This window comes from Nonomuraea sp. NPDC003754 (assembly GCF_053605785.1).
In genome coordinates, this window is the sequence record NZ_JBSGJX010000003.1 from 276,727 (window position 1) to 297,731 (window position 21,005).

Sequence of the window (21,005 nt, forward strand, 5' to 3'; positions counted from 1 at the left end):
CGGCGCATCGCTGCGCGACGGCCGCGACGACACGGGGTCACGCCCTGAGCTCGTGCACCGCCGCGATGAAGTCCTTGGTGATGCCGCGCAGGCCGGGCAGGTTCGACAGACCGACCAGCCGGTCGACGAGCGGCACGCTCACCTCGATCAGCCGGTAGGTGCGCGCGCAGCCGGGCGAGGTGTCGTGCACCCAGTAGAGGACGATCCCCATCGACATCAGCCACAGCAGCTCGGGCAGCTCCTCGCGCAGCTCGGCGTCCATCCGGTCGCGCGCGCCCTCGACCACCTGCCGGTAGATGGCGATGGACGCCTCGCGGGCCGGCGTCGACTGGGCGCTGAAGGGACTGAGCGGGTTGGTGGGCTCGGCCGCGTGCTTGAAGAACTTCACCGCGAACTCGTGGTACGGCTCCGACACCCGCACCCACTCCCGCAGCACGCCCGTCAGCCTGGCCGCGAACGACGCCTCGGAGGCCAGCAGCTCGCGGCAGGCCTCCTCGTGCGCGATCTGGGCACGGTCGTAGTACGCCTGCACCAGCTCGTCCTTGGAGGCGAAGTAGTAGTAGGCGTTACCCACGGAGACCCCTGCCTCCGCCGCGATGGCCCGCATCGTGGTCGCATCGAAGCCGCGTTCCCTGAACAGGCGCAAGGCCGTCTCGACGATGAGCTCTCGGGTGCTCTCCGATCCTCGGGTTCGGGGTTCGGACACGCTCGTCACTTTACGTTAGTCGGCCCCGTGAGGTCATGGAGCCGCACGGTGATCACCGCCACAGGGTAAAGATCGGCGCACGGGAGGGATCACGGGCGCCGAATCGTGGGATTGAACCCTTCGGGCGGAAGGGCATCTCCGCGAAAAAAGGCCATCACATGTGGATACGTTGGTTGGTGCGGCTCTGTGTCGCCGCGCTCATCGCCATACAGACCTGCATCATCGTGCTGTCGGCTGCCGCCTCGGCAGCTCCGGTTCGGCCCGGCTCGACCGTCGAAGAGGACGTCGTCGAGGCGCGACCGCCGATCATCAGAACATACGCGTTGGAAGGCGTGATCCGGATCGCCCGCTGGTACACGGGCGCCGCGGAACAGCCGAAGGTCGACCTGTCGCGGGCCATGCCGCGCGGGACGATGCGCGTCTCTCACACCTTCGCCATGGACCGTCTCACGTCGGCGGGTCTGCGCTGGAAGTCCAGCGGGAACTGCACCGACAAGAACAACCGCACATGCACGTCGCTGCAGTCCGTCAGGTCCGCCACGGTCGCCGGGGCGATCGACCTGAAGCGGGCCAGCGGGTGCAAGATCATGGTCACCGGCGGCACCGAGGCGGGGCACGCACCCGGCCGGTACAGCCACGGGGCCGGCTACAAGCTCGACATCAGCCACAACAAGTGCATCGACCGGTACATCACCGAGACATATCCCAGCGCGGGCGTGCGCTCCGACGGCGCCACGCTGTACCGCTCGGAGACGGGCACCGTCTTCGCCAGCGAGTCCGACCACTGGGACATCCTGTTCCCGTGACCGCTCCCCTCCTACCAGGCCCGGCGCCCGTCATGCGCAACACCGCCGGCCGGGCCGCCTCCTCCTGAGCACTACCGCCGGCCCGGCGCCCCTCATGAGTAACACCGCCGGCCCGGCGCCCCTCCTGTACGGCAAGCCGGTCTGGCGCCTCCGTGGGCGCGTGGTCCCGTCCGTCGCGGGCGCGCCGCCCAGCAGGACTCCGGCCCCCGCCGCAACGGCACCCGTCGAAGAACGTGGGACGGCGTGCAGGGGACGGCCCACGACCGGGCGGCCCATGAGTCCGTCCAGTCGTCTATCAGGGGTCGTCCGTCAGGGTGGTCCGTGGCGGCGGGCAAGGGGCGTCGCACGAGGAGCGTCCCTTCGACGGGCACCAGCCGGTGACCACGGAGGCGCGTGGCGCGGCTTGCCGTACAGGAAGGAGACCACCGGCGCGTAGCGCCGCCTGCCGTACAGGAGGGAGACCACCGGCGCGTGGCGCGGCCCCGCTGGGCGGGAAACGGGGCACTGCTGGCCGTACAGGAAGGAGACCTGTGGAAACGGAGAAACCCCCGGCGGGCCGGGGGTTACTCGGGAGATGCGGGTCAGAACTCCGTGGCCACCAGCTCGGCGATCTCCGCCGCGTTGAGGGCCGCGCCCTTGCGCAGGTTGTCGCCGCACACGAACATGTCGAGCGTGTTCGGGAAGTCGACCGCCTGGCGGATCCGGCCGATGTAGGTCGGGTCGGTGCCCACCACGTCGACCGGGGTCGGCCACACGCCGTTGGCCGGGTCGTCCATGAGGACCACGGTCGGCGCCGCCTCCAGGATGCGGTGCGCGTCGGCGACGGTGATCTCCCGCTCGAACCGGGCGTGGACGGCCAGCGAGTGGGTGGTCACGACCGGCACCCGCACGCAGGTGGCGGAGACCTTCAGGTCGGGGATGCCGAGGATCTTGCGCGACTCGTTGCGCAGCTTCAGCTCCTCGGAGGCCCAGCCGCCGTCCTTGTACGAGCCCGCCCACGGCACCACGTTGAACGCGATCGGCGCGGGGAACGGCGAGTCGGCCTCGAGCTTGTTGGCCAGGGCCTTGCGCACGTCACCGGCCGTCTGGCCGATCGAACGGTCGCCCGCCAGCGCCTCGACCTCGTCGTACAGCCGCGCGGGACCCGCCACGCCGGCGCCGGACACCGCCTGGTAGGAGGCGACGACGAGCTCCTTCAGCGTGTACTCGGCGTGCAGCGCGCCGATCGCCGCCATCATCGACAGCGTGGTGCAGTTGGGCGTCGAGATGATGTTGCGCGGCCTGGTGCGGGCGGCCAGCGGGTTCACCTCGGGGACGACCAGCGGGACGTCCGGCTCCATGCGGAACGTGCCGGACTTGTCGATCGCGATGGCGCCCCGCTCCGCGGCGATCGGCACCCACGTGGCCGACACCTCGTCGGGGACGTCGAAGATGGCGATGTCGACGCCGTCGAACACCTCGGGCGCGAGCGCCTGGACGACGACGTCCTCGCCGCGGACCTGGAGGACCTTGCCTGCGCTGCGGGCGGAGGCGACGAGACGGATCTCGCCCCAGATGTCCTCACGGGTCGAGACCAGCTCGCGCATCACGGTGCCCACGGCACCGGTCGCCCCGATCAGGGCCAGAGTGGGTCGCTTGCTCATCGTCCTGTCCCTCCGTACACCACGGCCTCCACCTGGTCCGAGTCGAGGTCGAAGGCGCGGTGCGCCGCGGCCACGGCCGCGTCGACGCCGTCCTGCCCCACGATCACCGAGATGCGGATCTCCGAGGTGGAGATCATCTCGATGTTGACCCCCGCGTCCGCGATGGCGGCGAAGAAGGTCGCGGTGACGCCGGGGTGCGAGCGCATGCCCGCCCCGATCAGCGACACCTTGCCGATCTGGTCGTCGAACTGCAGCGACTCGAATCCGACCTGGGCCTGGATCCGCTTGAGCGCCGACAGCGCCGTCTGGCTGTCCGCCGCGGGAAGCGTGAAGGAGATGTCCGTACGGCCGGTCGCGGCAGCCGAGACGTTCTGCACGATCATGTCGATGTTGATCTCGGCCTCGGACAGCGTTTTGAAGATGGCGGCAGCCTCTCCGACCTTGTCGGGAACCCCGACAACGGTGATCTTGGCCTCGCTCCGGTCGTGTGCGACGCCGGAGATGATCGGCTGCTCCATCTCGGTTCCTTCGGTGTAAGGGTCGGCCACGACCCACGTGCCTTCCTTGGTGCTGAATGAGCTGCGCACGTGGATCGGCAGGTTGAACCTGCGAGCGTACTCGACACAGCGCAGGTGCAGGATTTTCGCCCCACAGGCGGCCATCTCCAGCATCTCCTCGTAGGAGATCCTGGGGATCTGCCGCGCCTGCGGCACGATGCGCGGGTCGGCGGTGTAGACGCCGTCGACGTCGGTGTAGATCTCGCAGACGTCGGCCTCGAGGGCCGCCGCCAGCGCCACGGCCGTGGTGTCGGAACCGCCACGGCCCAGCGTCGTGATGTCCTTGGTGTCCTGCGAGACGCCCTGGAACCCGGCCACGATCGCGATCTGGCCTTCGTCGAGCGCCTCGCGGATACGGCTCGGCGTCACGTCGATGATGCGCGCCTTGCCGTGCGTGGAGTCGGTGATCACGCCCGCCTGGGAGCCGGTGAACGAGCGCGCTTCATGGCCCAGGTTGGCGATCGCCATCGCCAGCAGGGCCATCGAGATGCGCTCGCCCGCGGTCAGCAGCATGTCGAGCTCGCGGCCAGGAGGCAGCGGCGACACCTGCTCGGCCAGATCGAGCAGTTCGTCCGTCGTGTCACCCATCGCGGAGACGATGACCACGACCTCGTTGCCGGCTTTTTTCGTCGCGACGATCCGCTGCGCGACCCGCTTGATGCAGGACGCGTCGGCGACGGATGAACCACCGTACTTTTGCACAACGAGCGCCACGAGAGTCTCCCAGTCTGGACTGTGAGCTGCCAGTCTACTGGCGGCTTCTCATGCACCCGGGTGGAAAGCCCACTATGTGGACATTCAGCTGGAGAGGGCCTCCTCAGCCACATCGAGGCGCGTATGGGCCGCGAGCGCCTGGAGTGCCCGCATGGCCGCGCCCGCGTGGTTGCCCCACGTGTTGAAGTAGGAGTACTGCCACCACCACAGCGCCTCCAGCGGCCGCCCCGCGTGGTAGTGGCGCAGGCCGTGGATGAGGTCGGCGGCCACCGCCGTCAGGTCGTCGGACAGCCGGTACGGCGTGACGGCGGTGTCCTTGTAGGGGTCGAACACCTCGACGTAGTCGTCGACCGCCTCCATCCGCTCGGCCAGCGCCGTACGGACCCCGTCGACGTCGGGGTCCTCGCTCAGCGGCGGCTCCCAGTTGCCGGACAGGATGATGTCCTGGCTGGCGCCGAGCTGGGCGCCGGCCAGACTCACCTGCGCCACCTCGACGAGCAACAACGACCAGATGGCGTCGCCGCCCTCGCCGCCCGCCACCCTGCTCAGGCCGTCCAGATAGTTCTGCGCGTGCCCTGCGATCTCGTCGGCGAGAGCGCTCCACTGATCAGACATCCAGCAGCCTCCGTCCTTCGAACGCGCGGCCCAGGGTGACCTCGTCGGCGTACTCGAGATCACCGCCCACAGGCAGGCCGCTGGCCAGTCGTGTCACTTTCACGCCCATCGGCTTCACCAGCCGGGCGAGATAGGTCGCCGTCGCCTCCCCCTCGAGGTTGGGGTCGGTGGCGAGGATGAGCTCGGTCACCCGGCCGTCGGCCAGGCGGGTCATCAGCTCACGGATGCGCAGGTCGTCGGGGCCGATGCCGTCGATCGGGCTGATCGCCCCGCCGAGCACGTGGTAGGTGCCGCGGAACTCGCGCGTCTTCTCGATCGCGACGACGTCCTTCGACTCCTCCACCACGCAGATCACATGGGGGTCGCGCCGCGCGTCGCGGCAGATCCGGCACTCCTCCTCCGAGGCGACGTTGCCGCACACGCGGCAGAACCGGACCTTCTCCTTGACCTCGAGCAACGCGTGGGCCAGCCGCTTGACGTCCACGGGATCGGCCGCCAGCAGGTGGAAGGCGATCCGCTGCGCGCTCTTGGGACCGACGCCCGGGAGCATCCCCAGCTCGTCGATCAGGTTCTGGACGACCCCCTCGTACATGGCCTAGAACCCTGGAAGCTGGCCGAGACCACCGCCGCCGAGCCCCTGGGCCAGCGGGCCCAGCTTCTCCTGCTGCAGGTCGGACGCCGCGCGTACGGCGTCGCGAACGGCCGCGATGACCAGGTCGGCGATCGTGTCGGCGGTGTCCTGCGGGTCGTCGGCGTCGATGACGCTCGGATTGATCTTCAGCTCGAGCAGCTCGCCAGATCCGTTGACGACAGCCGTGACCAGACCGCCCCCGGCCGAGCCCTCGATCTGCGCATCGTTGAGCTCCTGCTGGGCGCTCACGAGCTGCTGCTGCATGAGCTGAGCCTGCTCCAGCAGCTGCTGCAGGTTGACATCCCCTGGGTTCACCTTCGTGCGCTCCTCGTCGGCTCCGCGTTCATAACTGTCACGAGCCTACGGTGTCTGAGCGCCGACATGTACTGGTGGGCACATGCGTTTCGACTTTGTCGACGATCGCGGCGTCATGGCCGGGTCCCAGCCCCCCTCCAGCGTCCGGGACCCGGCCATCACGCCGACAGGAGCGGCCGCGCCACGCCGGCGTGATGGGAGGAAGCTAGCGCCCACAACGTTGCACACACGTTGCGAGCGATCAATCACCCTGAGCAATCCCCCGAACGGCTTGCGCGAGAGAGGTGATAACACGGATGCTTCGCCGTACAGCATGACTACCTGGAGTGGCCAATGAGTTACGGTCGGCGGCTACGCCGGATCCTGGAGACAGGGGTCGGTGCGCCGCGCCAGCTGATCAACGCCTCCTGGCAGCGCTCGATGGAGGCCGGCGTCGACCCCGAGAGCCAGGCGGCGCCGCTGGTCTACGACGGCTCTCTCATCAAGGACGTCCGCCAGGCCCATCCCCTTCAGCCCCTCCTGCCCATGCTCGCGCACACGCTGAAGCGGATGGCCGACGAGTCCGCGCACATCATGATCGTGACGGACGCCGAGGGCCGCATCCTGTGGCGCGACGGCGACTCCGGCACCATGCGCCGCGCCGACCTGGTCGGACTGGCCGACGGGCACCACTGGTCGGAGATGTCCGTCGGCACCAACGGCATCGGCACCGCCCTCGCCACCCGCAGACCCGTCCACGTCTACTCGGCCGAGCACCTGCTGCGCGTGCTTCACTGCTGGTCGTGCAGTTCGGCGCCGATCCTCGACCCCGACAGCGGCGGCGTCCTCGGCTGCGTCGACGTGAGCGGCACCACCCGCAGCCTCCACCCCGCCACCGTCGCGCTGGTCGACACCACGGCCAAGCTCGCCGAGGCGCAGCTGGCGCTCATGATGCACGAACGCGACGAGCGCCTGCGCCGCCGCTACGACTCCCTCATGCGGCGCTCCGGCGTCCTGGTCACCGCCACCGGGCGGGTCCTGTCCGGCGACCCGGGCGGCCTGCTCGGCCCCCGCATCCGGCTCCCCGAACCCGGCACCACGGTCTGCCCCGACGGGATCCTCGAACCGTTCTTCGACGGGTACCTGCTGTTCCCTGGCGAACTGCCGGAGGCGCTGCCGCTGCGGCTCACCTTCCTCGGCGAGGGACAACCCACGGTCCGGTACGGCGACCACACGATGACCGTCTCCCTGCGACACGCCGAGATCCTCACCCTGCTGGCCCTCTACCCCCAGGGCCTCACCTCGGAGCAGCTCTCCTGTCACCTCTACGGCGACGACGGCAACCCCGCGACCATCCGCGCCGAGATCTACCGCCTGCGCGCCCAGCTCGGCGGGGCGGTCGCGGCCAAGCCGTACCGGCTGCTCGTCCCCGTGGCCGCCGACTTCCTCGAACTGAAGCGGCTGCTCGGCGGCAACGACCCCGCCGCCGTGGCCCGCGCCTACACGGGGCCGCTGCTGCCCCGCTCCGAGTCGCCCGAGATCCGGTGCGCGCGCGACGAGCTCGAGGTGCAGGTACGCGCCAGCCTCCTCACCGGCGGCACCGCCGACGACCTGTGGGCGTACGCGCAGACGACCAACGGCCGCGACGACTCCCAGGTGCTGGAACGGGTGGCCGCCACCCTGCCCTCCAGCGACCACCGCGCGGCCGCCGCCCGCGCCCGCCTGTCCCCCTGACCGCGGTCCTCCTGAAGCGTCCCCCACGACGCCGGCGGTCGCTCACCTTGCCTGCGCCCGCCCGTCCCCCTGACCCGCGTCCTCCAGAAGCGTCCCCCACGACGCCGGCAGCCGCTCACCTTGCCCGCGCCCGCCTGAAGCGTTCCCCCCGACATCGGCGGTCGCTCACCTTGCCCGCGAACGGCGCCTTCACGCTCGCGTTCTCCGGATCACCGCGTCTCGACCGACGGACGCCCGGCCCCTGCCTGACGGGCGCCGGCCCTTCTGATCAACGGCTCCGCGCGGATCGCAGGACCGGTATTCCGGAACATGCCGATCGGCACGGCACGATCGAGCCCCAGCCGTCCGTGCGTCTCACCGCTCCAGCGCCTGTCGGCGAGGTCCGTGCCGTCAACGCTCCCTCGCCCGGCGGCCTGCCCGAATACCGATGTCCCCCACCACCGGGTCACTCCACTCCCCGCCGACCACCGCGGGCGGCTCGAGCTCCAATACATCCGCCCGGCTCCCCGACAGGGCCCGGCGCGACCCAGGCAAGTCGGGCTCCCCGGGTCACCCGCGGGCCGGTCAGGTGTGGTCGATCTCGCCGATCATCTGCGCGCCGAGCTCCCGCTGCAGGAGGGCCATGCCGCTGAGCTCGTCGACGTCCGCGTCAGCGTCGTTGAGGGGGTCGACCTCGTCGACCTCCGAGCCGCGGTTCCGCCCCGGGATCGCGTCGGGCCAGCCACCCGCCTGCCCGCCGGCCTTTCCGCCGCCCTGCCGCGATGTGGGCTGGCGCGGGCCTGCCTGCGCGGCCGCCTGCGCCGCCGACCTCGCCGCGGCCAGTCCAGGGCTGGGTGTACGGCTGGTCGCCTGGGCAGGACTGGGCATGGGCGGCGTGCCGTAGTCGTGGTCGTCGGGCGCCTGGGGCCACGACTCGTCGGTCGTGAGCCGCTCCCCGGCCCCGCCCGTGTCGCCGGCGGCCTGTGCCGCCGACCCTGACGCCTGGTCGGATCCGGCCCCGGCCGCCTGGCCCGCGCCGCCTGACCAGTCGCCCTGAGCCGCGCCGCCGCCCGGCCGGTCGCCGCTCCGAGGGACGCCCGAGACGTCGCTCTGCCCGCCACCGGCAGTACCCCCGGAACCGCCGGGGCCGCCAGGGCTGCCCTGTCCACCAGGACCGGCAGGCCCACCGGCACCGCCTGGTCCACCGAATCCACCGGAACCGGCTTCGCCGGCCCCACCGGTGCCAGGCCCGCCGGCCCCACCAGTACCAGGCCCGTTCGTCCCACCAGCGCCGGGACCGCCGAACCCACCGCCACCACCGGGACCTGCACCGCCGGAAACCCCGGCACCGCCAGGCCCGAGGCCACCGGGACCAGCCCCGCCCGGCCCGACCCCGCCGGAAGCACCGACGCCGCCAGGTCCGCCGGGAACACCAGCATTGCCGGCTGCGCCCGGACCACCGGGGCTGCCGGGTCCGCCCGCGCTAGCGGCGCCGCCCGGCCCACCAGCGTTGCCGGGCCCGCCGGCACCTCCGAAGCCGCCGGGACCGCCGCCCTGGCCGCTCTGGGCCGGCGAGCCGTCCGGCTGCGTGGAGCCCATGGATCCACCCGAGGCGTCCCAACCACCCGCCGCAGGACCGCCCGAAACAGCACCGCCCGAGGCGGGGCCGCCCGGAGCGCCAGGACCGCCCGGCACGCGGGGGCCGGCTTGGGCGTTGCGGCCGCCCTGGGGAACGGGCGCGCCGCCCACGACGGCCTCGACCCGCCACGTGCCGCCCAGCACGTCGCCGAGCGCCCCGGCCACGACGGCGTCCTTGCCGCCGCCGGTGAAGTTCTTCATCGCGCCGACCTGGCTGAACCCGAGCGTGACCAGGTTTCCCTCGACGCCGACGACCTGGGCGTTGGTGTTGACGTTCGCCCAGACGACGATGCTGCGCTTCTTCAGCGCGGCCAGAACGGCGGGCCACTGCTGCTGGAGCGGGCCGACGCCGCTGCCCGTCGCGGCAGGGGCGGAGGCAGGAGTGGGAGCGTGGTGGACGGGCTCGGATTGCTGCGCGGGTGCTCCTGGCCGCACGGGCTCGGGCCAGTCGACGTCGCCCCCGGTGACCCCACCGGAAGCACCGCCACCCGACGCACCACCATCCGATGCGAGGCCGCCCGACGCGGCACCACCGGAAGCAGGACCGCCCGGAGCGGCACCAGCGGAAGCGGCACCGGCCGCGGCGACACCATCCATGATTGCGCCGCCCGGCCTGGCGCCGCTCGAAGCCGGGCCGTTCGTCGCGAGATCACCGGCAGCCGCGCCGCCTCCAGCGGGGCCGCCACCGGCGTAAGAGTCACCGGCGGAAGCGCGGGAGGAAGGGCCGGGAACCGCGGCCGCGGGGCCGCCTGCCGTACCGGAAGACGAGCGGGCGGCCATCTGGGCGACGACCCCGCCGCGCTCCAGGCGTTCGAGGCGGGCCAGCAGGGCCGCCTCCCCCTGGGCGGCGGCGGGCAGCAGCACCCGCGCGCACATCAGCTCCAGCAGCAGCCGCGGCGAGGTGGCGCCGCGCATCTCGGTGAGTCCCGCGTTGAAGACCTCCGCCGCGCGGGTCAGCTCGGCGGGGCCCATGGAGGCCGCCTGGGCCACCAGGCGTTCGAGCTCGTCGGCGGGACGGTCGAGCAGCCCGCTGGAGGCCGCCTCGGGAACGTTGGCGAGGATGACCAGGTCACGGAAGCGCTCGAGCAGGTCGGCGGCGAACCGCCGGGGATCGTGGCCGCCCTCGATCACCCTGTTGACCGTCTGGAAGACCGCCGCCCCCTCACGCTTGGCGAAGGCGCCAACCACCTCGTCCAGCAGGTCGCCGTCGGTGTAGCCGAGCAGGGACACGGCCTTGGCGTAGGTGATGCCGTCGTCCTCCGCGCCCGCGAGCAACTGGTCGAGGATGGACAGCGAGTCACGCGCCGACCCCGCGCCCGCGCGCACGACCAGCGGCAGGGCGGCCGGCTCGAACGGCACGCTCTCGGAGGTGAGGATCTCCTCCATCAGCGCCTTGAGCGTGGCCGGCGGCATCAGCCTGAACGGGTAGTGGTGGGTACGCGACTTGATGGTGCCGATGACCTTTTCCGGCTCCGTCGTCGCGAAAATGAACTTCAGGTGCGGCGGAGGCTCCTCGACGAGCTTGAGCAGCGCGTTGAAACCCTCGCGGGTCACCATGTGCGCCTCGTCGATGATGTAGATCTTGTAGCGCGCGGAGACGGGGGCGAAGAACGCCCGCTCGCGCAGGTCACGCGCGTCGTCGACGCCACCGTGGGACGCCGCGTCGATCTCGATGACGTCGAGGTGGCCGGGACCCGTGGGCGCGAGCGCCACACAGGACTCGCACTCGCCGCAGGGGTCGGGCGTCGGACCCTTCTCACAGTTGAGCGAGCGCGCCAGGATGCGGGCGCTGGACGTCTTGCCGCAGCCCCGAGGACCGCTGAACAGGTAGGCGTGGTTGATCCGGCCGGTGCGCAGTGCCTGCCGCAAGGGGTCGGTGACGTGCTCCTGACCCTTGACCTCGGCGAAGGTTCCGGGCCGGTACTTGCGGTAAAGCGCAAGACTCATGCGACCATCCCGCCTGGGAGGGGGCTTCCAATGAAGAGACCCCTCGCGCACCCGCCAGAGCCCGCTTATCCTTGCTGCCTTCCGGCCCTGGGGAGGTTCACAGGATGACGCCGCGCGAGGGGTCCTCCGACAGTCTAGCCCCGTACGGCAGTGCTCGCTCACGTTGAATGGTGGTCTCTTCAGCGTGAAGAGTCCGGTAAGCTTCTCGACGGAGGATTCGCCTAGTGGCCGAGGGCGCACGCTTGGAAAGCGTGTATAGGGCAACCTATCGGGGGTTCAAATCCCCCATCCTCCGCGCCTGGTTGAGGCAGTAAAACGCGAAGGGGCCGACCATACCCAGTCGGCCCCTTCGTCGTGTCCAGTCTCAGTTTTAGTCTCAGTTGGCCTCTTCGGAGGGCTCGTCCCCCTCCGCGCCCGGTTCTCCTCCGCCAGCTCAAAGGGGCTATGCCATGATCAGTGGCATGGCCCCTTTGGCTTTGGGCCTCAGCCGGCCTCTTTCAGCGGCTCATCGGGGTCTTCCGCGCCGTACGCGGTTGAGCGCCGCACGGATCGCCCGGTGAACGTGACGCGCCGTGTCAGCAGACTTCCCTGACGCCTGGAGCTTCACCTACGGGTGGTGGGTTGACCGTCACCTGATCAGCGAGGTCTCCAGTAATGGCAATGTCCCAAAGGGAAGATCGCCAGGGTTCCGGCTCACGTCGACACGGAATCAGGTCAGCCTTGTCTACACGCGTAGTAGAGAGCCGGCACCTCTCGCAGACCTTGAGCTCACTCGGGTCGTTGGCCCTTCAGTAGGGTCACCACGGCCGGTTCCGGCCTCGGACGTCGACGGCCCCGCCGTACCCGCAGCGTCTCCTTGTCTAGGTCTGTGGTCACCCACCGGGAGCGACCCGCCCGGGGGCGGCATCGGTCCAGGGCTCGATCGGGTGAGGGTCAACCCCGCGCCTGACGAAAGACGGCCGTGGCGATGCGGGTGAGCGAGCGGATCAACGGGTTGTCGTTGGCGCTGTTCCAGGCGACGACGAGGGGGCTGGGCGGCATGTCGGCCAGGGGGACGGCGGTGAGGCCGTCAGGCAGCGCATGGGCGAGGGGTGCCAGCCCGAGCGTGCCGTTCCACAGAACGGCCTGCAGGCACTCGTGGACGGTCCGCACCACGGGGCCGTCCCGCGGCTCGCCGGCGTTCCAGTAGGAGCGCCAGATCGGATCGGTCCCGTCGGGAAACTGGAACCAGCGGCGATCAGCGAGATCACGCACGTGCAGGACGTCGCGCTGAGCAAGCGGGTCGTCGGTGCGCAGGACCACGCCGACGGGGTCGGAGCGCAGCACGTGGATCTTGATCCCCGTGTCGTCGAAGGGCGCCCTGGTGAGGGCGACGTCGACGAGACCGTGGCGCAGGCCGGTGGTCGGGTCGGTGAAGCCGGCTTCGCGGATGCGGACGTCGACTCCGGGGTGATGCTGCCGGAAGGCGGCGGCGAGGTGGGTGCCCGCCTGTTCGGCGCTGTCGCCAAGAGTCCCAAGAGTGATGGCGTCGGTTGCGGCGGCGACCCGGGCGCGCGCCTGCTCCGCCTGGTCCAGCAGCGTGCGCGCCTCGTCGTAGAGCGCCGTACCGGCGGCGGTGAGCGTTACTCCCGTGGACGAACGGCGCAGCAGGGTGGTGCCGAGATCGCTCTCCAGCTGTTTGACGGCTCGGCTGAGGGGCGGCTGGGTCATGTGCAGACGGGTGGCGGCGCGGCCGAAGTGGCGTTCCTCGGCGACGGCCACGAAGTAACGCAGCAGGCGTAGCTCCATCACCGGCGACGATACCCGCACGGTATCGGGTGTGGGAGATCGGTGTTGGACGCCTCGGGCGATCCGGCGATGGACTGGGCCGGACCGATCGCCCGGACGACCACCTGGCGATCATGGCTTTCCGAGGAGTCGCCGCCATGGCCGAATACCAGCCCGTTGTGCAGATCACCGGAGTTCAGGAGCTCGCGCGCGATCTGCTGGTGATCCCGAACCGGCGTGTGCAGCTGGTGCCCAACATCGGGGTCATCGGTGGCACTCATTCCGTCCTGGTCGTCGAGACCGGGATGGGTCCAGGCAACGCGGAAACCGTCCTCGAGTTCGCCACCGAGTACGCGCGCGGCCGCAAGCTGTACCTGACCACGACACACTTCCACCCCGAGCACGCCTTCGGCGCCCAGACGTTCGCCGGGGAGGCGACGTTCCTGATCAACCGCGCGCAAGCCGAAGACCTGGCCACGAAGGGCCCCGGTTACCTCGACATGTTCAAGGGACTCGGCGAACCGGTCGCCCGGCAGCTGGAGGGCGTCGAACTCGCCACGCCGGACATCGTCTATGACGACTCCTACGACCTCGACCTGGGTGGCCGGATGGTACGGCTGCGGGCCACCGGACGGGCGCACAGCAAGGGCGACCAGGTGATCACGGTGCCCGACGCCGGGGTGATGTTCACCGGCGACCTCGTGGAGGCAGGGCAGTTCGCGATCTTCCCGTGGTTCCCGCCACACGACACCGACGTGTCCGGCATCCGGTGGATCGCGGTGATGCAGCGGCTGGCCGAGCAGAGCCCGCGGGTCGTGGTCCCGGGCCACGGCGACATCGGCGGCGCGGAGCTGCTGGCCGATGTCCGCGACTATCTTCAGCTGCTGCGCGACGAAACCTGGGTACGCCGCGACTCGGCCATGAGCGAGGAGACGATCAAAGAGGAAGTCACAGCCCTGATGATCGCGCGCCACCCGGAATGGGACGGGCAGGAGTGGATCGAGAAGGGCGTCGGCTGCCTGTGCGCCGAACACGTCGGCGGACCTCATCAACGGCCGCGGGGCCAGGTGGACACGCTCACGGAGTAGTCGCCTCCCGCGTCCGGCGGGAACCAGACCGACATCTCGACCTGAGCGCCCTCGGCACCCTTCACCACACATTCCTCACCCTCAGGCGAGTCCTCGCCGGCGTGATGCGCGCGTGTCATGGGGACTGGTGCTGTCTTGGGGAGACGGCCAGGTGCCACAGCCGGCGCCAGTCCAGGCGTGGCCGGGCGCGGGCCGTTCCGCGTCGGCTGCTGGCTGGTACGCGCACGCGCAGGACGCCGGGCTGGATACGGCAGTGCACCGGGGTCGCGACCATGAGCGCCTCCCCGTCGACCCCCACGGGGATCTCCGGCACGTCGGCATCGATGACGGCCTCGCGGGCGGTGAGCGAGGTCAGCCCGCCCGACCGGCCCCTGCGGATCAGGCCGGCGGCCTGCACGGCGTTGTCCACCTTGACGCTGAGGACGCCGAGGACCCCCGAGTCCAGGCGGGCACGACGGCCGAGGCCGGCGGGGTCTCCTACGTGGTAGGGGTTGTTGCTCACCAGTACGGCCTGCGGGTCCTCGACGGTCACGGTGTCGGTCCGTACGGTGAGGCGGGGGCCGCGCTGACCAGTAAGGAGTTCGGGCAGCATCTCCAAGGTGGTGTGCGTCTTGTCATCGCGATAGGCGGGGCTTTGCACGATGGCCGCGTAGGCGCCGAAGGACGCGTTGTTGACGAAGACCCGATCGTTGATGCGTCCCAGGTCGACGCGGATCTCCACGCCTTCGTCGAGCGCTGCCAGGCACGTGGAGGGGTCGTTCCGATCCAGCCCGAGGTCCATGGCGAAGTGATTGCGGGTGCCCGCGGAAATGACCATGAAAGGGACGCCGTGCTCGGCCGCCACAGCGGCCACCAGGGCCTGCGTTCCGTCGCCACCCGCGACGCCCAGGAGGTCCGCGCCTTCGGCCACGGCCTTGCGCGCCAGCTCGGTCACGTCCTGGTGATGAGCCGGATCGAGAACCGCGACCTGCGCTCCACGTGCTCGCGCCTTGGCCACCAGGTCGAACGCGCTCACCTTTCCACCGCCCGAGCGTGGGTTCATGATCAGGAACGGACGCCTGAGCGGGAGCGCCGGGAACTCCCGTGAAGAGGCAGGCTCGGAGCCCATGCCGAGGGCGACCCGGCCGATGAGCACGGCCAGCATCATCAGCACGCCCGACATGACCACCGGCCAGAGCATCCCGACGATCGCATACCTGACGAGCACGGCGACGGGGACGGCGATGACCAACACGGCCGCGCACGCGCGTGCCACGCCGCGATGGGTGAGCGCCCACCACAGCGCGGCGACGGTAAGGGCCAGCCCCGCCACTCCGAGGCCGAGGAGCGTGATGCTGCGGAGCCCCGCGGAGGCCATCGGAATCACCGCGGCGGCCGCCGCCGTGACAAGAGAGAGGCGGGCGATCCAGGTCCGCGTCCGGCTGGTGCGGCTTGTGGCGGTGTTCACGGGTGCTCCTGAGACCTGTATCCCCCCATGGCACCGCCATCACGCCAACCGGGCGTCACCCGGCTGAGGTGACTCCCGCGGTACGGCCCGCCGCTTCGCGGAAGTCCGGGGCGGCGCCACGGCACGATCCCGGCCAGGAGCCGGACGCGACGGCGTGCCCGAACAGTCCGCCGGCCGTCCACCCGTCCGGCCCCGGCCGCAGGACGCGACTCGTACGGGTCCCCCGGTTCGCCGCCTGACGGGCACGCGCTCAGGACGCGACACGCACGGGTCCCCCGGTTCGCCGCCTGACCGGCACGCGCTCAGGACGCGACACGCACGGGTCCCCCGGCTCGTCGCCTGACGGGCACCGCGCTCAGGACGCGACGGGCCCTCGGGGGCCGGGTGTGAGGTACGGCTGGTCCGCGTAGCGGTAGAGCTGCACCACGAACCAGATGGCGGCGACGAGGGCGGCGAGCGCCACCCAGGGCGTCCCGGGGATCACGTAGCCGGAAAGAAGCTCGGCGGACAGGACGACCGTGACCACCCATCGCAGCGTGTCGAACGTCGAGGCCGTCGGCGGGTCGTTCTGGGCGCGGGCGCGTTTGACGATCCCGTCGGCGATGAACCAGATCGTGAGGATGACGGCGATGCTGTGCAGGAGGCCGATGAAGAGGAACCGGCCGAGCCCGACGAACATCGCCAGCGACAGCACCATCGCCACCACGGCGCTCGCGTGGGCCGGGCCGAACACCGTGTCGTTCGCGGCCTTCATGCTCGACAGCCCGAGGACGACCAGGAGCCAGCCGACCGGGTCGACGAGGATGTCGAACCCGAACAGGCTCAGGGTGACGAAAGCGATCAGGAAACCGGCCGCGACCCGGCGGAGGGGGAGCACGCGGAAGATCGTCTCACTGCCCGGCCGGATTCTCCAGAGTGGAGATGTCTTCCGGGCTGAGCTCGAGGGTGCCCGCGGCGACGTTCTCCTCCAGGTGCTCCAGGGAGCCGGTGCCGGGGATCGGGAGGATGTTCGGTGACCGGGCCAGCAGCCAGGCCAGCGCCACCTGCGGCACGGTCGCGCGGTGGCGGGCGGCGACAGCGTCCAGGCGCTCGGTCGTGATCGGCTGGAAACCGCCGACCGGGAAGAACGGGACGTAGGCGATGCCCGCTTCCGCGCAGGCGTCGACGAGCGGGTCGTCGTCACGCCTGGCCAGGTTGTAGAGGTTCTGGACGCAGGCGATCGGCGTGATCGTGCGGGCTTCGGCGAGCTCGGCGGCGGTGACGTTGGAGACGCCGAGGTGGCGGATCAGGCCCTCGTCGCGCAGCGCGCACAGCGTTTCCAGGGGGCCGGCCAGCGGTGTCACGGCACGGTCGAGGTCGCCCAGCCGCAGGTTCACCACGTCCAGGCGGTCGACGCCGAGCGAGCGCAGGTTCGCCTCGATGCCGCGGCGCAGGTTGTCAGGGGTGAGACCGGTCTTCTCCGCCGCGGGCAGGGCCAGGTCGGAGCCCTCGACCAGTGCCCCGACCTTGGTCACGATCACCAGGTCGTCCGGGTAGGGGTGCAGCGCCTCCCTGATCAGCTCGTTGGCCGCCACGCCGTCGCGCGCGTAGTAGTGCGAGGTGTCGATGTGGTTCACCCCGAGTTCGACCGCCCGGCGCAGGATGGCCAGGGCCGTCTCCCGGGTGGGCCGGTCGCCTTTCGGCCAACCGGTCAGCTTCATCGCGCCGTAGCCGATCCTCGCGACGCTCAGGTCGCCGCCGAGTGCCCATCGTTCCGTCGTCACGTTCACCCACCCTAGACGTCGTGCGGGAGGCGCCGACAAAGGCGCTGTGATCAACTGTCCCCATGGAAGCCGTCATAGCGGGGCTCATCGCCATCGGGGGAACGCTGTTGGGTTCCCTCGTCACCTACCTCTTCCAGCAGAGAGCCACCCAGCGGGCCGAACAGTTCGCGATCTCCGCCCGACTGCGCGAGGAACGCATGACCGTCTACAGCGGTTTCGCCGGTGCCGTTCTGCAGTTCAGGACAGCGCAGTACGACCGCGCCCTGCGCGCCTTCGAAGGCGAGCCGACGCCGGCCTACGACGAGGCCAAGGCGACCTCCTACCGGCTCCGCGCGTCCGCCTGGCATGCTCTCTACCGCGTCCGGCTGCTGGCCGAGGACCCCGAGATCTCGCGTCTGGCGGAGGACGCCATGGCTCTCGCTGCCGACATGCATGAGGCCCGGGACAGGCGAACCCTGACCGGACGGGGCGATGACGTGCGATCCGCCGTCGAGGCGTTCATCGCCACGGCGTCCGCGGAGGTAACGCGGCCACGGCCGCTGCCGCAGCGGTCGTGGCCGTCCGTGACCGGATCGCCTGGCGTTACCCGGGAGCTGCCGGAAGACGCGTGAACGGCCGGCCGCCGGCGGGCCGACCGAGGAGCGCCCGGCCCGTTCTCAGGGCGCCATCGGCGGGGTGACCGAGGAGCGCACGACCAGTCGCGACCTCAGGGTGTGCATCTCGCCGCGCGGATCCGCGCCGCCGATCGTGTCCAGCAGCACCTGGGCCGCCTTGGCCCCCAGCTCGTGCACCGGCTGTTCGATCATCGTCAGCGGCGGCTCCATCACCGCCGCCCACGAGCTGTCGTCGAACCCGATCAGCGCCACGTCGCGCGGGCAGGCCAGCCCCGCCGTCCGCAGCGCCCGCAGCGCTCCGGTCACCGCGTCGGTCTCGGTGCAGAAGACGGCGGTGATGCGGTCGGGCAGGGCGAGCATGCGGGTGACCTCCTCGGTCGCCCGCTCCTCGGTCTTGGGCCCGACCATCACCAGTTCGGGGTCGAAGGGGATGCGGGCGTCGTCGAGCGCGTCGAGGTAGCCGCGCAGCCGCTCGCCGTCCGTCCACAGGTTGCGCGACGCCTCGGCCAGCAGCCCGCGCCTGGTCGCGGGCGCTTCGGGCGCGGGCGGCCCCCACACGAACCCGATCCTGCGGTGACCCGCCGCGATCAGCGTCTCGACCGCCTCCCTGGCCGCGTCGCGGTTGTCGATGACGACGGCGTCGAGGTCGAGGGCGGCGACCGCGCGGTCCACGAGCACGACGGGGATGCCCCTCTCGACCGCCGCCTTGATGTGGGCGACCTCGCCCTTGCCGATCGCCGCCGAGGCGACGATGAAGCCGTCGACGCGCTTGTCGATGAGCACGTTCGTCGCCGCGACCTCCTCGTCGAGGTCCTCGTACGTGCTCAGCACGATCGTGTCGAAGCCTCTGGCGCGGGAGGTGTCGCAGATGCCGCGCACCACGCCGGCGAAGAACGGGTTGCCGATGTCGGCGACGATCACGCCGAGGGTGTGGCTGACGCCGGTCGACATGCTGCGCGCCAGCGCGTTGGCCCGGTAGCCGAGCTTCTCGGCGGCGGCGAGCACCCGTTCCCGCAGTTCGGGGCTGACGTATCCGTACCCGCCGAGTGTCCGGGCCGCGGTGGCCCGGCCGACGCCGGCCTCGGCGGCCACCTCGGAGATCGTCGGCGGTCCCGCCGCGCGGCCCCGGTCAGCTGGCATGGATGACGTCCCTCATTTCTCGCGTTCGGAGCCTGGCCACATGCTAGCCAGGGCCCGCCGTTCGACGGGCCGCCCGTGGCCGAACGCGCCTTCGACGAAGCACTGCCGGTAGGCGCTGTCAGCGCCGTCGTGCAGGGCCCGCTCGATCATGCGCTCCGACGGTCGCCGGCCGGCCGACCACCCGGCGCGCAGCAGGGAGACGGCGAAGCCGGCCAGGAAGGCGTCGCCGCAGCCCATGGTGTCGACGACGGCGTCCTGCGCGACGGGGCGGGCCGGGGCCGCGACGGTCACGCGGCCGTCGTGGGCGATCGCGCCCGCCACGCCGCGGGTGGCCAGCGCCAGGCCCGCGCCCCGCCGTACGGCGTCGGCGAGCAGCGCGCGGGTGGCGCCCTCGTCGAGGTGGGAGCACGAGAGCAGCACCAGGTCGGCGTGCGGGCAGACGCGGTCGAGGTAGGCGGGGGCGCGGTAGTCCTCCTCGCTCGACAGGTCGAAGCTCACGAGCGTGTCGAGCTTGGGCAGCTCGCTCTCGCTGCGGGAGTAGACGCTGGAGTGCACCAGGTCGAAGGACGAGGCGTGGTCGAGCAGTTCGCCGTCGAGCACGAGCGGCTCCCGGACCGTGACGCCGCCGCCGTTCCAGCCGAGGAAGACCCGGTCGCCGTCGTCGACGCGCAGGGTGGAGACCCCGGTCTCGCCCTGCCGTACGACGCAGTGGTCGACGGCGACGCCCTGCGCGGCGATCGACTCGCGGAGGAAGCCGCCGAGGTCGTCGTCGCCGAAGACCCCCAGGTAGGCGGCTTCGACGCCGAGGCGGCCGGCGTAGACGGCGACGTTCACGCTGTTGCCGCCCGGATAGTCGATGCCGCGGTCGACGAACCGGTCGACGATGTTGTCGCCGAAGCCGAGGACTCTCATGAAGGCTCAGTAGTCCATGACGCGGTAGTAGCGGCGCAGGTCGAGTGAGTGGTCCCGGACCCGCTCCAGGTGCTTGCTCACCCTGCCCATCACGGTGTCGAGCACGAGGGGCGCGAGCAGGCCGCGGAACTCGGGGCTGATGCCGTCGAGCGGGTAGTCGCGGGTGTCGAAGACGGTGACGTCCTTGGAGATGCGCCTGGCGAAGGACTCGACGCGGTCGGTGAGGGCGCGCGTCTCGTCCTCACCCTGGAAGACGATCACGCTGGTGTCCTCCTCGAGCAGTTCGAGCGAACCGTGGAAGAACTCGGCGCTGTGCACCCGTGTGGTGCGCAGCCACTGCATCTCCTCGAGGATGCACATCGAGTAGAGGTAGGTGAAGCCCCAGAGGTTTCCGCCGCCGACGAGGAAGTGGTAGTCGGTGTCCTGGTGGGCCTCGGCGAAGGCCGCGGCCACGGGTTCGGCCTGCTTCGCCACCTCGAGCAGGACGCCGGGGATGCCCGCGAGCTCGGCGGCGAGCTTGTCGTAGCCGTCGAACTCGCCCCTGCGCGACAGCAGGCGTCCCATGAACAGCAGCATCTGGGGGTCGAACGGCCAGGCCTTCGGCTCGGAGACGAGCGCGACGTCGACCTTGGTGGCGACGGGCGAGTCGGGGTAGCCGGTGAAACCGATCGTGTAGGCGCCCTTGGCCTTGCAGTACTCGATGGCGCGGACGCTGTCGTCGGTCGTGCCCGTCACCGAGGTGAAGATCGCCGCGGTGCGCTCGCCAAGACCCGCGTCGCCCGAGGCGATCAGCTCGGCCGCGATCACCGCCCGTACGGCGAGGCGGGACGAACGCCTGGCCAGGTGCTCGTACGGCCACATCTGGGCGTAGGTGCCGCCGGCGCCGACCAGGAGGAGGTTGTCGAACCCCTCCTCCACGAGGCGGTCGGCGACCTCCTCGATCCGCGGGCGCAGGGCCACCGCGCTCGCCAGCTGGGAGAGGAATTCGGGCTCGTTGAAGCCGAGCATGT

General features: G+C 70.9%; 18 protein-coding genes, 1 tRNA gene and 1 other RNA gene. 5 read left to right on the top strand and 15 right to left on the bottom strand.

From position 1 onward, the window contains the following. Nucleotides 1-37: 37 nt before the first annotated feature. The gene (locus ACWEVS_RS05745) at nucleotides 38-706 is read right to left on the bottom strand and encodes a TetR/AcrR family transcriptional regulator (protein WP_354921155.1); all 669 of its coding nucleotides are present in this window, start codon (nucleotides 704-706) and stop codon (nucleotides 38-40) included. A 35-nt stretch (nucleotides 707-741) separates the two neighbouring features. Between ACWEVS_RS05745 and ACWEVS_RS05750 the strand changes: the two genes are divergently transcribed. Next, nucleotides 742-1,512, top strand: a complete 771-nt coding sequence (locus ACWEVS_RS05750; RefSeq protein WP_452550137.1) for a hypothetical protein — start codon at nucleotides 742-744, stop codon at nucleotides 1,510-1,512. A 581-nt stretch (nucleotides 1,513-2,093) separates the two neighbouring features. Here the strand turns inward: ACWEVS_RS05750 and ACWEVS_RS05755 are convergent. From ACWEVS_RS05755 to ACWEVS_RS05775, 5 genes are all read right to left on the bottom strand, one after another. Then, entirely contained in the window at nucleotides 2,094-3,155 is a 1,062-nt protein-coding gene (locus tag ACWEVS_RS05755) for an aspartate-semialdehyde dehydrogenase (protein ID WP_452550139.1), read from the bottom strand. Then, nucleotides 3,152-4,426: an aspartate kinase gene (locus ACWEVS_RS05760; RefSeq protein WP_354921164.1), complete on the bottom strand. Its 1,275-nt coding sequence runs from the start codon at nucleotides 4,424-4,426 to the stop codon at nucleotides 3,152-3,154. Before ACWEVS_RS05760 ends, ACWEVS_RS05755 begins: the two co-directional genes overlap by 4 nt. 84 nt (nucleotides 4,427-4,510) lie before the next feature. Beyond that, nucleotides 4,511-5,041, bottom strand: a complete 531-nt coding sequence (locus tag ACWEVS_RS05765) for a DUF5063 domain-containing protein (RefSeq protein WP_449915905.1) — start codon at nucleotides 5,039-5,041, stop codon at nucleotides 4,511-4,513. Further along, a complete protein-coding gene (gene recR / locus ACWEVS_RS05770; protein ID WP_358132984.1) occupies nucleotides 5,034-5,633 on the bottom strand; it encodes a recombination mediator RecR in 600 nt (199 codons plus the stop codon). The genes ACWEVS_RS05765 and recR overlap by 8 nt, the downstream gene beginning before the upstream one ends. A 3-nt stretch (nucleotides 5,634-5,636) precedes the next feature. Then, nucleotides 5,637-5,987, bottom strand: a complete 351-nt coding sequence (locus ACWEVS_RS05775; RefSeq protein ID WP_354919065.1) for a YbaB/EbfC family nucleoid-associated protein — start codon at nucleotides 5,985-5,987, stop codon at nucleotides 5,637-5,639. Nucleotides 5,988-6,320: 333 nt separating this feature from the next. On the opposite strand from ACWEVS_RS05775, the gene ACWEVS_RS05780 reads away from it, so the two are divergent. Continuing rightward, the gene (locus tag ACWEVS_RS05780) at nucleotides 6,321-7,700 is read left to right on the top strand and encodes a GAF domain-containing protein (RefSeq protein ID WP_452550141.1); all 1,380 of its coding nucleotides are present in this window, start codon (nucleotides 6,321-6,323) and stop codon (nucleotides 7,698-7,700) included. A gap of 564 nt (nucleotides 7,701-8,264) precedes the next feature. Here the strand turns inward: ACWEVS_RS05780 and ACWEVS_RS05785 are convergent. Both ACWEVS_RS05785 and ffs read right to left on the bottom strand, forming a co-directional pair. Beyond that, complete coding sequence (locus ACWEVS_RS05785) at nucleotides 8,265-11,264, bottom strand: DNA polymerase III subunit gamma and tau (protein WP_452550143.1); 3,000 nt, start codon at nucleotides 11,262-11,264, stop codon at nucleotides 8,265-8,267. A 31-nt stretch (nucleotides 11,265-11,295) separates the two neighbouring features. Continuing rightward, nucleotides 11,296-11,391: signal recognition particle sRNA small type (gene ffs / locus ACWEVS_RS05790), an RNA gene on the bottom strand. A gap of 83 nt (nucleotides 11,392-11,474) precedes the next feature. Between ffs and ACWEVS_RS05795 the strand changes: the two genes are divergently transcribed. Further along, a tRNA-Ser gene (locus tag ACWEVS_RS05795) sits at nucleotides 11,475-11,559 on the top strand. Between the two features lie 638 nt (nucleotides 11,560-12,197). On the opposite strand, the gene ACWEVS_RS05800 is transcribed toward ACWEVS_RS05795, so the two are convergent. Then, nucleotides 12,198-13,052: a LysR family transcriptional regulator gene (locus ACWEVS_RS05800; protein WP_449915914.1), complete on the bottom strand. Its 855-nt coding sequence runs from the start codon at nucleotides 13,050-13,052 to the stop codon at nucleotides 12,198-12,200. A 137-nt stretch (nucleotides 13,053-13,189) separates the two neighbouring features. Between ACWEVS_RS05800 and ACWEVS_RS05805 the strand changes: the two genes are divergently transcribed. Further along, nucleotides 13,190-14,119, top strand: a complete 930-nt coding sequence (locus ACWEVS_RS05805) for an MBL fold metallo-hydrolase (protein ID WP_452550145.1) — start codon at nucleotides 13,190-13,192, stop codon at nucleotides 14,117-14,119. A gap of 115 nt (nucleotides 14,120-14,234) precedes the next feature. Here the strand turns inward: ACWEVS_RS05805 and ACWEVS_RS05810 are convergent, their stop codons facing one another. The 3 genes from ACWEVS_RS05810 to ACWEVS_RS05820 all read right to left on the bottom strand — a co-directional run bounded on the left by ACWEVS_RS05810 (nucleotide 14,235) and on the right by ACWEVS_RS05820 (nucleotide 17,329). Then, nucleotides 14,235-15,566: a diacylglycerol/lipid kinase family protein gene (locus ACWEVS_RS05810; protein ID WP_452413138.1), complete on the bottom strand. Its 1,332-nt coding sequence runs from the start codon at nucleotides 15,564-15,566 to the stop codon at nucleotides 14,235-14,237. Nucleotides 15,567-15,921: 355 nt separating this feature from the next. After that, a complete protein-coding gene (locus ACWEVS_RS05815) occupies nucleotides 15,922-16,443 on the bottom strand; it encodes a hypothetical protein (protein WP_452550147.1) in 522 nt (173 codons plus the stop codon). 13 nt (nucleotides 16,444-16,456) lie between these two features. Beyond that, a complete protein-coding gene (locus tag ACWEVS_RS05820) occupies nucleotides 16,457-17,329 on the bottom strand; it encodes an oxidoreductase (protein ID WP_452550149.1) in 873 nt (290 codons plus the stop codon). A 62-nt stretch (nucleotides 17,330-17,391) separates the two neighbouring features. On the opposite strand from ACWEVS_RS05820, the gene ACWEVS_RS05825 reads away from it, so the two are divergent. Further along, nucleotides 17,392-17,940, top strand: coding sequence for a hypothetical protein (locus ACWEVS_RS05825; protein ID WP_452550151.1), 549 nt, complete (start codon nucleotides 17,392-17,394; stop codon nucleotides 17,938-17,940). A gap of 45 nt (nucleotides 17,941-17,985) precedes the next feature. On the opposite strand, the gene ACWEVS_RS05830 is transcribed toward ACWEVS_RS05825, so the two are convergent. Genes ACWEVS_RS05830 through ACWEVS_RS05840 form a run of 3 tightly spaced genes read right to left on the bottom strand, consistent with a single transcriptional unit; the run spans nucleotide 17,986 to nucleotide 21,003 of the window. Continuing rightward, on the bottom strand, nucleotides 17,986-19,083 hold the full coding sequence (locus tag ACWEVS_RS05830; protein WP_449915925.1) for a LacI family DNA-binding transcriptional regulator: 1,098 nt from the start codon (nucleotides 19,081-19,083) through the stop codon (nucleotides 17,986-17,988). 12 nt (nucleotides 19,084-19,095) lie between these two features. After that, complete coding sequence (locus tag ACWEVS_RS05835) at nucleotides 19,096-19,995, bottom strand: PfkB family carbohydrate kinase (RefSeq protein ID WP_452413141.1); 900 nt, start codon at nucleotides 19,993-19,995, stop codon at nucleotides 19,096-19,098. 6 nt (nucleotides 19,996-20,001) lie between these two features. Next, nucleotides 20,002-21,003: an SIS domain-containing protein gene (locus tag ACWEVS_RS05840; RefSeq protein WP_354919087.1), complete on the bottom strand. Its 1,002-nt coding sequence runs from the start codon at nucleotides 21,001-21,003 to the stop codon at nucleotides 20,002-20,004. Nucleotides 21,004-21,005: the final 2 nt, after the last annotated feature.